The organism is Caulobacter sp. 73W, assembly GCF_041021955.1.
Classification (GTDB): Bacteria; Pseudomonadota; Alphaproteobacteria; order Caulobacterales; family Caulobacteraceae; genus Caulobacter.
On sequence record NZ_CP158375.1, the window covers coordinates 1,343,440 to 1,355,845 of the forward strand.

Consider the following 12,406-nt stretch of genomic DNA (forward strand, 5'->3'; position numbering starts at 1 on the left):
CCTTGAGCGGCGAGGCAAGAGCGATCTTTTGACTGGGATCAAGTTTCACGCGGCGCGCCGCTTCAACGGGCCGCCGCCGCGGATGAAGAAGGTACCCGCCAGTCCGGCGAGCAGCAGCAGGGCGATCGGCATGAAGCCGGCCCGTTGGCTCTGGAAGGCGGCGGTGGCGAACTTCACCAGCATCGAGCCCAGCCACATGGTCACCGTGCCGGACAGGGCGTAGAGGCCGAAGAAGGCCGCCGCCCGCTCCGCCGGCGCTAGGCGCACCATCAGAGTCCTGCTGGAGGCGTAGGAGCCGGTGACGAAGACAGCCACGCCGCAGCCGAGGGCCAGATAGATCACCTCGGGCAGGGAGCGGAACATCGGCCCGTTCCAGACGTCCTGCGAGGTCGGGTCGAACGGCTCGACGAAGAACAGGCGATCCCTCGCCATGCCCAGCTGCGCGGTCAGGCATAGCACCGCGCCGAGGATCTCCACCTGCACCGCCCGCTTGGGGCCGAACAGGGTGTCGAACCAGCCGGCGAGGACCCCGCCCGCCGCGCCGCACAGGCTGAGACAGATACCGAAGGCCAGCATCTCCAGCACGCCCCATTGCATGACGCCGGCCGCATAGACCCCGCCGAACAGCAGCAGGGCCGTCATGCCGTCGGTGTAGATCATGCGCGCGGCCAGGAAGACGGCCGCGTCCCTATGCGCCTTCAGTCCGCGCACCGTGGCGATCACCTCCCGCAGGCTGCTGCGAAGCGCCCGCAGCGGATGGATATCGGTGGCGGCCACGTCGCGCGTGAAAAAGAATAGCGGCAGCGAGGCGACGACCATGAAGACCCCGACCAGCGGCCCGACGATGCGGTCCGGCTCGTGCGCCGCGACGTCCAGGCCGAACAGCGGCGTCGCGGGGATGAAGCTCCAGCCGACGTGGCCCGGTAGGGCGAAGGCCCAGAGCACGAACACCAGCATCGCCACCGAGCAGGCGCTGCCTAGCGCCAGCGCGAGACCCGAGGCATGCGCCGCCTGATGCGGTCCCGCCGCCTGTCCGAGCAGCGCGTTGTGCAGCACCTCGTTCCAGGCGAACAGGACGCCGACGACGATCAGGATCGCCGCGACCCCGGCCATGGGGAGGCCCGAGCCATCGGGGGCCGCAAACCACAGGCAGGCCGTCAGCGGCGCCATCAGTCCGACCATCAGGGCCAGCAGCGGCTTGCGCGCGCCCGACTGGTCGATCGCCACGCCCAGCAGCGGTCCGGTGATCGCCGCGATCAGGCCGTAGGTCATGCCGATATCGGCGACCATGGCCTGCCCCCGCACCGGGTCGCCGACCATCACGTTCGCGAAGTACGGACTGAAGATGTAGATGGTGATGAGGATGACGTACGGGTCGCGCGCGCCCTGGAACAGGGCCCAGCTCAGCGCGCCCCGCGACAATCCACGCTCCTGGTGATCATCCACGGACGATCCCCCCGGCGACGCGCCGCGACTGTCGCTCATGATGTTCCACTCCCCCCGCGCCCCGTCATTGATTGCGGGCCGTCAAGGCGGGGGAAACTGGAGCCAGAACCGTGAAATGTCACTCGCAAAACGCGACTGACCGAGAAAACGCCCTTAGATATCAAAGATCTTTCGGAAGAACTCTCTGCTCCACCGCAAGGGAGGGCTTGCCAGCCCACCGGCTGAAGACACCGATGGCGATTGAGACCAGCGTCACCCAATAGGTCACCTGCAGCGCGGACAGATAGGTCGCCGGCATGACGGCGGACGGGTCCAGAGCGAAACGCAGATGGATCATCAGCGAGACCAGTTGCGCACCGGCCGCCGTTATCAACCAGCGTTGCTGTGTCCGGAATGCGAGCCACGCCAAGAGGGCGAGCATGGCGGCGTCGATCAGGGCGGTGCCGTACTGCGGAGCGCTGAGGTCCGGCCGAGCGACAAGCGTCGACGCTCCCCATGCGGCCAACGACCCAAAGGCCGCCGCCCGCTCCGTGGCCCCGCCACGATGGGCCGCCGCGAGGCAGGCCAGGATTTGCAGGACGATCCAAAGAACCGACAACACCAAAGCGAACATGAAACGACCCCCGGGCGCCCGCCCGAGGGTCACGGTGACTCAAGTCGCCTCGAACGGGAAGTCAGACCGTTTCAGTGGCTGGGGCGACCGCCGGAAACTCCGGCTTGTCGCCGGGGCCATAGGCGACATGCCCAAGGCCGACCTGCCGCTGGGTGGCCTCCAGTTTCTTATGCAGGGTCCACAGCTTGCCGCGCGCCTCTGTCAGCAGCGCGGTGACCTCGCCCGCCGCTTCGAGCAGTTGCTGACCATGGGCGATGCTGAGACCGGCCCGGGCGCGAGTGGCGGGAAAGCGGGACATCACCGCGGCGATGCTGGCGAGAGAATTGTCGAGGGCCTCTTCGCCGGCGAACAGCGCGGCAGCGATTTCCAGGGCGGCGGCTTCACGAACTTCCATGCTCATCTTCGGTCTTTCAAAGCGCGGGCTCATGAAGCCGCGCGTCGTCATGTCTTTCGCGCAGGCCACTCACAGATCGAGGTGGCCACGCACAGGCGATTGAGGATGTCCAAGGCCTTGGTCGTTGCGCCGAACAGCAGCGCAAGCGCGATGGCGACGGCGGCGAGGACACCCAGCTTGACCACGGGGTTCAGGTCATCGGCGCCTCCGGAGCGTCGTCGAGCCCGGCTGCGAAGTCCTGGTCCAAGGCGCTGTGCGCCACGACGAGAATGTTCTGAAGCAGAAGCTCCGGAGTCAGGAACGGCGCCTGCTTGAGCACCGCCGCCAAGGCTCCCCTGACCACCATCTCGTGGACCGGCGTGTGGGTATGGTCGAGCAGCAGCTCCTTCAAGGCTTCCCACTGGAAGACCGGAAGCGGGGGAGCCTGGTCCACCAGGCCGCTCCACTCCTCCCGCAGCCTCTGAAGTTCGCTGCGAAGATACGTCTCCATGGGATTTTCCAGACCCGTCCGATTTGGCATGCGCCCTCACGTCGCCACGGGGCGATGGGGCATGGGTCAGGCCGGGTTGGGCCAGTGCCATCGGGTTGGACTGCAATTCTGTTGCATGATCGGGCGCGCCCTCGGCGGCGGCCAGAAAGCGCGCGGCCTCGAACCTGTCGGCGGCGCCGAGCACCTGCTTGGCGCGCACCAGGCGCTTGTCGATCGTCGACTTGGAAAGGGCGAGGCGGCGGGCGATCTGCTTGGAGCTGTAGTGCTGATAGACCAGCCGCAGACACGCGCGCTCGCCTTCCGTCAGCCGGGCGATCCTGGTCGGATCGGGACGCGGCGGCGTCATCAGCAATCTCCGATTGTTAAGCTTGTTGCCCTCGCTCAAGCAATCACGCCAAACCCCGACTGCCTAGGGAAAAGGCGACCAGGATTTGTCGTAAATGCGACTTGGGTTGACGAACTTGATTTACACATCCTTGACGTGTAATGGCGCTATCCATGGCCGAGATTGCTCCCAAGGATGATCGCACCATCGCCGATCCGGTGGACGGCCACGTCGGGGCGCGTATCCGCCAGGTCCGCCGGGCTCGCGGCGTGAACCAGGAGCAACTGGCCGAGTTCTCGGCCTCACCTACCAGCAGGTGCAGAAGTACGAGCGCGCGGCCAACCGGGTGAGCGCGTCGAAGCTCTACCAGATCGCCCGACTGCTCGAGACGCCGGTCAGCACCTTCTTCGAGGGGCTTGAGACCCCGGGCGGCCAGGCGACGGCCACCCCGCCGCCGCCCGACCTGACGGCTTTCCTCCAGACGGCGGAGAGCAGCGACATCGCGCTGTGGTTCCCGCAGATCCGTACCGCCCGCCAACGCAAGCGCGTGGCCGAACTGATCCGCTCGATGGTCGAGGACGAGCCGGAGCCCCGCGCCTAGAACGCCTTAGCGGAAGGGCGGCTCGTCGAAGGCCCGCAGCTTGCGCGAGTGCAGGTTCGCCCCCTCCGCCTTCAGCAACTCGATGGTCGCCAGGCCGATCTGCAGGTGCTGGCCGATGGCCCGCTCGTAGAAGGCGTTGGCCTGGCCGGGCAGCTTGATCTCGCCATGCAGCGGCTTGTCGGAAACGCACAGCAGCGTCCCGTAGGGCACGCGGAAGCGATAGCCCTGGGCGGCGATGGTGGCCGACTCCATGTCGATGGCGACCGCGCGGCTCTGGTTGAAGCGCAGGGCGCTAAGCGTGTAGCGCAGCTCCCAGTTCCGGTCGTCCGTGGTCACCACCGTGCCCGTGCGCAGGCGGCGCTTCAGATCCGCGCCACTCTCGCCCGTCACCTGCTTGGCCGCATCGTAGAGCGCGCGCTGCACCTCGGCCAGGGCCGGGATCGGCACCTCCGGCGGCAGCACGTCGTCCAGCACATGATCGTCGCGCAGATAGGCGTGAGCCAGGACATAGTCGCCGATGGTCTGGCTCGGCCGCAGGCCGCCGCAGTGGCCGATCATCAGCCAGGCTTCGGGACGCAGCACGGCCAGGTGGTCGGTGATGGTCTTGGCGTTGGACGGGCCGACGCCGATGTTGACCAGCGAGACGCCGCGGCCGTCCTCAGCGATCAGGTGATAGGCCGGCATCTGGTGACGGCGCCAGGCGCTGGCGGCGATCACCTGATCGGGGTCCTTGGTCTCCTTGGTGACATAGACGCCGCCGGCGCCCGACAGGGCGACATAGGGGCTGTCTGGCCGGGCCAGTTCGGCCAGGCCCCAGCGCACGAACTCGTCGACGTAGCGATGGTAGTTCGTGAACAGGATGTAGCGCTGAGTGTGCTCCGGCGGGGCGCCCGTATAGTGCTTCAGGCGCGCTAGGGAAAAGTCGGTCCGCAGGCCGTCGAACAGGGCCAGCGGGCGGGCCTCGTCGAACAGCGGCTCGAACATGCCGTCCACCACTTCGTCGCCGATGAAGGCGAGTTCCGTGGTCGGGAAGTGGCGGGCCAGCGCCTGGGCGGTGACATCCGCCAGGGCCATGTCCGCCGCGCCGTCCAGGACGTAGGGGAACGGGATTTCCTGGGTCGAGCGGGCGACATCGACGGTGACGCCGTAGTCGGCCATCAGCAGGGCCAGCTGCTCGGTCAGGTACTCGGCATAGAGCTCGGGCCGGGTCACCGTCACGGCGTAGGTCCCCGGGCGCGACAGGCGCGCATAGGCGCGGGTCAGGCGGGGATGGGCGCCGGCCTCGCTGTAGGTGATGCGCAGCTCGGGATAGGTGAAGGCGCCGTCGGCGCGCAGCTGGGGATCCGGCGTCTTGCCTTCCCTCAGATAGGCGCGCAGGGCGCCGCGCAGGGCTTCAACCGATTGCTGGTAGGTCTGGGAAAGCCGCTCCACGATGGCGGCTGCGATTTTTTCATGCTCAGTCATGGCGTCTTATAGCGGCGCTGCGCGACACAAGCGAGACGGCCTTGCGCGCCTGCCGGCCGGGGCCACATAACAAGCCATGCGCAACACTCTTCGCACCTTCATGCTCCTGGCGGCGATGACCGCCATCTTCGTGGTCGCCGGCTACATGATCGGCGGCCCGACCGGCATGCTGATCGCCCTGGCGCTCGGCGGGGCCATGAACCTCATCAGCTACTGGAACGCCGACAAGATCGTCCTGCGGATGTACGGCGCGCGGGAGGTCGATGCGCACGACCCCGATCCGATGGTGCGCAACTACGTGCTCGACACCCTGGCCATGGCCGATCAGGCCGGCATGCCGCGTCCCAAGGTCTATGTGATCGCGCAGGAGCAGCCGAACGCCTTCGCCACCGGCCGCAATCCGCAGAACGCCGCCGTGGCCGCCACGGTGGGTCTGCTGCGCCTGCTGGACCGCCGCGAAATTCGCGGGGTGATGGCCCACGAGCTGGCCCATGTGAAGCATCGCGACACCCTGACCATGACGGTCACGGCCACCATCGCCGGCGCCATCTCGGCCCTGGCCAATATCGCCTTCTTCTTCGGCGGCGATCGCGACCGGCCCATGGGCATGATCGGCTCGATCCTGCTGGCCATCCTGGCGCCCATCGCCGCCGCCCTGGTGCAGATGGCGATCAGCCGCGGCCGCGAGTACGAGGCCGACCGTGGCGGCGCCGAGATCAGCGGCGACCCGCAGGCCCTGGCCGACGCCCTGAGCAAGATCGAAGCCTATGCCCGCGGCGGCATGGTCAACGAGACGGCGGAGCGCAATCCGGCCACAGGCCAGATGTTCATCATCAATCCGCTGGCCGGCGAAGGCGCCGACAACCTGTTCTCCACCCACCCGGCGACGCACAACCGCGTGACCGCCCTGATGGAGCTGGCTGGTCGCTCCAGCCCGCCGCGTCGTCCGGCCGCCACGGCGGTTCCCCGGACCTCGGGCACCTCGGGCACCGCCGTTCCGGTGACCCGCAAGGATCCCTGGGGCTCGTAAGACCCTACCAGCGCCGCATTCGGGCGACGCGTTCGGCGAATTCTTCGTGGCTCTCGTAGCCGCCGTCATCGGTCAGCACGACGGCCAGGGACGCTGCCTCCAGCATCCAGCGCCTGGCCAGGACGTAGCGCTCGGTGTCGGCGTGGCGCACGACGTCCCAGATCATGGCGCGCAGCAGCAGGGTGGCGGCGAGCGGATAGCGCCCCTCCAGCGCCCGCGCGCCACGCTCCAGCAACTCCCACTGCGAACCCGACAGGTTGTCGCCGCGCTCCGCCACCAGCCGCGCGGCGAGGTCGAGCCTGGGCCAGTCGAGCAGGAAGGCCAGGGCCGCGTGAACCTCGCGATGGTCCAGCGCCATGTCCATGGCGCGGTCCTCGGCCTCCACGTCGTCGAACTCAGGCAGCCGGCGCAGATAGGCGCGCAGGGCGCCGGGGTTGAGGTCCCGTTCGAAACTGGCCCAGCGCGCGGCCTGAGCCCCTTCGGCGTCGCCCAGGCCTTCCAGCACCTCGATGCGGACCTGGGTCCAGTCCATGGCGCCGGGGTCGCCGACCGAGGCCTTGTCTGGCTTGGAGCGGTCGAGCGCTTTGCGCGCCTCCTCCAGGCGGCCCGCGCCCAGCAGGCGGCGGGCGATCTGGGCGCCGACCGGCGGCAGCACCGCTTCTGTGGGGGAGAACAGGGCGATGAAGCCGTCGGCGTCGCCTTGCGCATCCGCCAGGATCTGGGCCGCCGAGCGCCAGGCGCGCGTCGCGCCCCGGCCTCGCGCCACCGTCTCCAACCGCTTGCGAAGGTCGGCGAGCGCGGTGTCCGTCAGCGCCGGCGCGACCGCGCGAAGCAGCGGCAAGGCCAGCCCGGCTGGAGCATAGTGGACGATCTCGAACAGGCGGTCGGCCAGGATCGCGGCGTCCGCCAGGGCCGCCTTGGGGGCGATCTCGGCGGCGTCTGTCACCGCCTCCGAGAACACCTCGGCCAGTTCGCCCTTAGTGTCCTTGATCCGCGTCGACAGGCTGGCGGACAGACCGACGATCCGCACGATCAGGTCCAGGGCGAGATCGGGATCCAGCTCCGCCAGGCGTCCGGCGACGGCCTGTCGATGCGCGTCCAGGTCGCGGACGAATTCCTTGTACTTTCGCCAGTTGATGCGCGCGCGGCTGTCGTCGATGGCGTCGATGCGGCGGGCGATCTCGGCGGCCAGAATATTCGCCCCCGCCTCGCCGGCCAGCTCCAGCTTCAGGCGCCGCTTGATGGCCGCGCCGCCCTCGGCGACTTCCATCAGCAGAACCGCCAAACGCTCCGGCCCCAGCTTGGCGAGGTTGGCGGCGTTCAACGCCTTGCGCGCGCCCGCCTTCTTCACCGCCGCCGCGGCCTTCTGCGCGTTGCTCAAGCCCATTCCTCGCTATGCATCGCGTCAGCCATAGGCCGCCACGCCGTCTCACAGCAACCCGTCAGCCGCCTTCGCCGGGCCGTCAGGGACCGACGGCTCCTTTGCGAATGAGACATTCGGTCGCAGACGCCATGCAGGCCAAGCTTGTTAACTAAGTTTCATGTTTCAACGCACGACGCTTCTGCTGGCCCTTTGCGGGGTCGCCAGCCTGTTGCTTCTGGGCGCGGGAGGGACGCTGGTTTTCCGGGGTCCGCAGATGTGGATGTTGGCCGCCGGTGTCGGGATGATCATCGTGGGAATGGTCGCCGGCGTCGTGGCGGTGCTCGGCGCCATGGGCGACGAGTAAGCTAGCGCCAGCTGAGGCCCGCCGCCTTGACAGCGCGCGTTCGCGTCAGACGGCCCACGTTCTCTCCATCCACCGAACAGGCCGCGATCACGCCTTCCTCGGCGCGGCGCAGGGTCTTGCAAGTGACGTTGCGGGCGAAGCTGGCGGCCATCAGGTCGCTGCGCGTCTCGGCCCGCTGGGCGCGGGGCAGGCGCACCTGAACCCAGTCGGAGGGATCGGTTCCGCGCGCGACGCACAGGGTCTGGCCGTCGATGACCTGCAGGACGGGGCCGCCAAACTCCGAGCCGACCGCCGGGGCGGCGGCGAGGCACGGCGCGATGATCGACTGGCGGGCCTCCGTGATCGAGACGGCCTGACGCGCGGCGTCATCGACGCTGACCGCGTGCGCCGGAGCGGCGGCGGAAAGACTTGCTGCAAGAAGCCAACTGATCGAGATCATCGCCCCCTCCAGAAGGTCGTGACCCGGATTCAATTCTTAACGCGCCGGATCGATCCATGGTCGCCCATAAAGAGACTGTTAACCTCTGAGCAACCACGCGGCCTCAGTCCAGGCCGCTCAACTGGAAATGGCTTCGCAAGGCTTCGAGCACGGCGGCGGCCATGCCCTTGCGCCCGTCGACGGTGGCGCTGCCCCGATGAGGTTGCAGGACGACGTTATCGAGGGTCAGCAACTCGGCCGGGACGTTCGGCTCGTCCACGAACACATCCAGCCCCGCCCCACCCAACCGCCCGGAGGTGAGCGCGGCGACCAGGGCCGGCTCATCCACCACCGCCCCGCGCGCGATGTTGATCAGCAGCCCCTCGGCGCCCAGGGCCTCCAGCACCGAGGCGTCGACCATGCCCCGGCTGTCCGGCCCGCCGCTGGCGGCGATGAACAGCACCTCGCTCCAGGCGGCGAGGTCGAGCAAGCTGGGCATTGGCTGCTCATCGCGTTCCTGGACCGGCGAGCGGTTGAAATAGCGGACCTCGCCAGCGAACGGCCGGGCGCGATCGGCGATGGCGCGGCCGATGCGGCCAAAGCCCAGCACGCCCACCCGCCGCCCCGAGGCCCGGCGCGACAAGGCGGGAAGCGGACTGGACGGCCAGGCGCCCGCGCGGACATATCGTTCGCTCTCCCCCATCCGTCGCGACGCCGCCAGCCACAGGCCGATGGCGAGGTCGGCGACATCCTCGGTCAGGGCGTCAGGCGTGGTGACGATCTTCACGCCCAGCGCCTCGGCGCGGGCCGGATCGACCTGGTCCAGACCGACCCCATGCACGGCGACAAGCCGCAGGTTCGGCAGGCGTGGCCAGAGCGCATCCGGCACGCCGTAGGAGCCCGTGGTGACCAGGGCGCTCGCGCCCGACGACGCTTCGATCACCCCGTCCGGCGAGGCGGACAGATGCGGCCGCGAGGTGCGGTAGAGGCGGTCGAGCTCGGAGTCGAGATAGGCCGAGCTGGGCCGCAGGACGAGAATCTCTTCGCGCGCCGCCGTCATCGGAGTTCTCCCTTCCGTACCGAAAACAAAGCCCGGCGCGAGCCCCGGGCTTTATCCAGTTTCGCAGGACAGGGCGGGGGTTGTCAGCCCGTCGCGCGATCGCCGACGAACACCCGCAAGCGGCTGCGCGCCTCGGCCACCGGATTGTGTGCGCCCTCATCGGCGCCCCATCCGCCAGCGTCGCCGCTGGTGCGGAACGTGCCGACGAGGCGGGCGAGCTCGCGCGATTCCATGGTCAGATTGCTGGCGGCGGCGGTGGCTTCTTCGACCATGGCGGCGTTCTGCTGGGTGACCTGATCCATCTGGTTCACGGCGGTGTTGACCTGCTGCAGGCCAGTCGCCTGCTCCTGGGCGGAGCGGGCGATTTCCGACAGCAGACCGTCGATCTCGGCGACCTTGCCGACGATGCCCGACAGGGCGTTCCCGGCCTCGCCCACCAGCTTCACCCCGTGTTCGACCTGGTCGGTGGAGGTGTTGATCAGGGCCTTGATCTCCTTGGCCGCTTCGGCGGAGCGCTGGGCCAAGGCCCGCACTTCGGAGGCGACGACGGCGAAGCCCTTGCCGGCTTCACCCGCCCGCGCCGCTTCGACGCCGGCGTTGAGGGCCAACAGGTTTGTCTGGAAGGCGATCTCGTCGATCACGCCGATGATCTGGGCGATCTCACGCGAGGAGCTTTCGATCTGGCCCATGGCGCTGACCGCCTCGCGCACCACCTGGCCCGAGCGCTCGCCGTCGGCGCGGGCGTCGGAGGCGCGGCTGGAGGCCATACGGGCTCCCTCGGCGCTGCGGTTGACGGTGGCGGCGATCTCGTCGAGCGCGGCGGCGGTCTCCTCCAGCGAGGCGGCCTGCTGCTCGGTGCGGCGGGACAGGTCGTCGGAGGCGCGGGAGATTTCGTCGGCGCCGCTGCGCAGTGAGCCGGAGGCGTCGGCGATGGACGCCAGGGTCTGGCGCACGCTTTCCACCGCGCCGTTATAGTCGTCCTTCAGCTTGCGGTAAGAGCCGTTGAATTCGGCGTCGACCGTGGCGGTCAGGTCCCGTTCGGCCAGACGACGCAGGCTGTCGGCCAACACGTCGACCACCTGGGCCTGCTCGGCCTCGGCCTGCTGACGCGCCGCCTCGTTGCGGGCGAAGGTCTGCTCGGCCTCGGTGATGTCCACGGCCAGCTTGATGACCTTGTAGGGACGCCCCTCTTCATCCAGCACCGGGTTGTAGGAGGCCTGGATCCAGATTTCGCGTCCGCCCTTGGCGAAGCGGCGGAACTTAGTAGCCACGAACGAGCCCCGGTTCAGGCTTCGCCAGAATTCGGCGTAGTCGGCCCCCGCCGCCTCGACGCGGTCGACGAACATGCTGTGGTGCCGCCCCTGGATTTCATCGAGACTGTAACCTAGGGCCCCCAGGAAATTCTCGTTGGCGGTGATGATGGTGCCGTCCAGATTGAATTCGATGACAGCCTGGGACCGGCTGATGGCGGCCATGATCCCGGCGAGATTCTGCTCGTTTTTCTTGTCGCCGCTGGCGCTGCGGCTTTTGAACAGATTCATCCGTTCACCCCTCGCAGCTCGGCTTCGGCTTGGCGGCCCCTCGCCGCCAAACACCGTTCCATGACTGCAACTATAGGATGAGCTAGACTTGGTTACACACCCGTTAACCGCGAATTCGTCGGGAAGCCGACACTGCGGAGCGGCAGTTTACACTGAATGGTTGAGCTTCGCGCCCAGCCTTAGAGGCGGGCGCGCTTGCGGGCGGCCGGATCGAGCGCGCTGAACACGGCGACGCCGCCCAGAACAGCAGCAAAGCCGGTGAAGGCGAAGACGACAAGGGCGAGATAAGCGGTTTCGATGACGGACATGACGTTGCTCCAGATGAGGCGTCCAGCCTGACGAAGCCTGGCCTTGGCGACCTTGACGTCGATCAATGGCCGCCGGGCGCGCCTTGCGCCGCATCAAGGCCCGCCCCTGTCCCAGGCTCGAATGTCCCCTCGCCGGCTACGACCGGCCCTCACAGGGGATAAACACAATGAAGACCACCACCCTCCTCCTCGCCGGCCTCGCCGCGGGCGCGCTGGCCGCTCCCGCCGTCGCCCAGGACTTCACGCCGAAGACGGCTGGCACGTTCGTCGTCACCGCCCGAGCCACCGGCGTCATGACCAAGGCCGACGACGCGATCACCACCGCGGCCGGCGCCGCCAGCGGCCTGAACGTCGACGTCAAGGACGACGTCATGCCGACCCTCGGCTTCACCTATTTTTTCACCGACAAGATCGCCGTCGAGGCGATCCTCGGCACGACCCAGCACGAAATCCGCGCCAAGGGCGGCGCCACCGATGTCGAGGTCCACAAGACCTGGGTCCTGCCGCCGGTCGTGACCGTGCAGTACCACCCGATGCCGGCCGCCAAGGTCAGCCCCTATGTAGGCGCCGGGATCAACGCGATGATCTTCTACAGCGGCAAGAACAAGAACGGCTTCGACGTCGATCTGGACAACGGGTTCGGCTGGGCGCTGCAGGCCGGCGCCGACGTGGCCCTGTCGGGCCCCTGGTCGCTGAACCTGGACGCCAAGAAGGTGTTCTTCAACACCGACGCCGACATCAACAACGGCGCGCTGGAGAGCGACGTGAAGCTGGACCCGTGGGTGCTGTCGGCCGGTATCAGCCGCCGCTTCTAAGCCCCTTCGGGATCAAGTGCAGAACCCGGCCGCCGACGCGGCCGGGTTTTATGCCTGGTGTTCCAGGCTCCGCGCGGCGAACAGGACCCGGCCGTCCCCGCCCAGGCCGGTCACCTTCAAGACTTCGGGCGCACAGGGCGAGCGGCGCGGGTCGGTGCGAGACGACGATCAGCC

At 68.2% G+C, this 12,406-nt stretch carries 15 protein-coding genes and 1 pseudogene; 4 read left to right on the forward strand and 12 right to left on the reverse strand.

The window, feature by feature from the left end; genetic code table 11:
- Nucleotides 1-45: 45 nt before the first annotated feature.
- The 6 genes and pseudogenes from ABOZ73_RS06395 to ABOZ73_RS06420 all read right to left on the reverse strand — a co-directional run.
- Nucleotides 46-1,485, reverse strand: a complete 1,440-nt coding sequence (locus ABOZ73_RS06395; protein WP_369061655.1) for an MFS transporter — start codon at nt 1,483-1,485, stop codon at nt 46-48.
- A gap of 121 nt (nt 1,486-1,606) precedes the next feature.
- Nucleotides 1,607-2,059 (reverse strand): hypothetical protein, encoded by a 453-nt coding sequence (locus ABOZ73_RS06400; RefSeq protein ID WP_369061657.1) that lies wholly within the window; start codon nt 2,057-2,059, stop codon nt 1,607-1,609.
- Between the two features lie 61 nt (nt 2,060-2,120).
- Nucleotides 2,121-2,504, reverse strand: coding sequence for a hypothetical protein (locus ABOZ73_RS06405; RefSeq protein ID WP_369061658.1), 384 nt, complete (start codon nt 2,502-2,504; stop codon nt 2,121-2,123).
- Entirely contained in the window at nt 2,501-2,638 is a 138-nt protein-coding gene (locus ABOZ73_RS06410; protein WP_369062604.1) for a hypothetical protein, read from the reverse strand. Before ABOZ73_RS06410 ends, ABOZ73_RS06405 begins: the two co-directional genes overlap by 4 nt.
- Before the next feature lie 5 nt (nt 2,639-2,643).
- The gene (locus tag ABOZ73_RS06415; protein WP_369062605.1) at nt 2,644-2,943 is read right to left on the reverse strand and encodes a hypothetical protein; all 300 of its coding nucleotides are present in this window, start codon (nt 2,941-2,943) and stop codon (nt 2,644-2,646) included.
- A gap of 205 nt (nt 2,944-3,148) precedes the next feature.
- Nucleotides 3,149-3,289, reverse strand: a pseudogene (locus ABOZ73_RS06420) (sigma factor-like helix-turn-helix DNA-binding protein); the annotation flags it as partial.
- 295 nt (nt 3,290-3,584) lie between these two features.
- Here ABOZ73_RS06420 and ABOZ73_RS06425 point away from each other — a divergent pair.
- Complete coding sequence (locus tag ABOZ73_RS06425) at nt 3,585-3,869, forward strand: hypothetical protein (protein ID WP_369061659.1); 285 nt, start codon at nt 3,585-3,587, stop codon at nt 3,867-3,869.
- Nucleotides 3,870-3,875: 6 nt separating this feature from the next.
- Here ABOZ73_RS06425 and ABOZ73_RS06430 read toward each other — a convergent pair whose 3' ends face one another.
- Complete coding sequence (locus ABOZ73_RS06430; RefSeq protein ID WP_369061660.1) at nt 3,876-5,333, reverse strand: AMP nucleosidase; 1,458 nt, start codon at nt 5,331-5,333, stop codon at nt 3,876-3,878.
- Nucleotides 5,334-5,409: 76 nt separating this feature from the next.
- Between ABOZ73_RS06430 and htpX the strand changes: the two genes are divergently transcribed.
- Entirely contained in the window at nt 5,410-6,363 is a 954-nt protein-coding gene (gene htpX, locus ABOZ73_RS06435; RefSeq protein ID WP_369061661.1) for a zinc metalloprotease HtpX, read from the forward strand.
- A 4-nt stretch (nt 6,364-6,367) separates the two neighbouring features.
- Here the strand turns inward: htpX and ABOZ73_RS06440 are convergent, their stop codons facing one another.
- Entirely contained in the window at nt 6,368-7,744 is a 1,377-nt protein-coding gene (locus ABOZ73_RS06440; RefSeq protein WP_369061662.1) for a DUF6880 family protein, read from the reverse strand.
- Between the two features lie 160 nt (nt 7,745-7,904).
- Between ABOZ73_RS06440 and ABOZ73_RS06445 the strand changes: the two genes are divergently transcribed.
- Nucleotides 7,905-8,090 carry a hypothetical protein gene (locus ABOZ73_RS06445; protein ID WP_369061663.1) on the forward strand — a complete coding sequence of 62 codons (186 nt, stop codon included), beginning with the start codon at nt 7,905-7,907 and terminating at the stop codon, nt 8,088-8,090.
- Nucleotide 8,091: 1 nt separating this feature from the next.
- On the opposite strand, the gene ABOZ73_RS06450 is transcribed toward ABOZ73_RS06445, so the two are convergent.
- The 4 genes from ABOZ73_RS06450 to ABOZ73_RS06465 all read right to left on the reverse strand — a co-directional run bounded on the left by ABOZ73_RS06450 (nt 8,092) and on the right by ABOZ73_RS06465 (nt 11,417).
- On the reverse strand, nt 8,092-8,529 hold the full coding sequence (locus ABOZ73_RS06450; protein ID WP_369061665.1) for a hypothetical protein: 438 nt from the start codon (nt 8,527-8,529) through the stop codon (nt 8,092-8,094).
- Between the two features lie 103 nt (nt 8,530-8,632).
- Nucleotides 8,633-9,568, reverse strand: a complete 936-nt coding sequence (locus tag ABOZ73_RS06455; protein WP_369061667.1) for a 2-hydroxyacid dehydrogenase — start codon at nt 9,566-9,568, stop codon at nt 8,633-8,635.
- A gap of 83 nt (nt 9,569-9,651) precedes the next feature.
- On the reverse strand, nt 9,652-11,109 hold the full coding sequence (locus ABOZ73_RS06460; protein ID WP_369061669.1) for a methyl-accepting chemotaxis protein: 1,458 nt from the start codon (nt 11,107-11,109) through the stop codon (nt 9,652-9,654).
- A gap of 179 nt (nt 11,110-11,288) precedes the next feature.
- Nucleotides 11,289-11,417 carry a hypothetical protein gene (locus ABOZ73_RS06465; protein WP_369061670.1) on the reverse strand — a complete coding sequence of 43 codons (129 nt, stop codon included), beginning with the start codon at nt 11,415-11,417 and terminating at the stop codon, nt 11,289-11,291.
- 167 nt (nt 11,418-11,584) lie between these two features.
- Between ABOZ73_RS06465 and ABOZ73_RS06470 the strand changes: the two genes are divergently transcribed.
- Nucleotides 11,585-12,232, forward strand: a complete 648-nt coding sequence (locus tag ABOZ73_RS06470) for an OmpW family protein (RefSeq protein WP_369061672.1) — start codon at nt 11,585-11,587, stop codon at nt 12,230-12,232.
- Nucleotides 12,233-12,406: the final 174 nt, after the last annotated feature.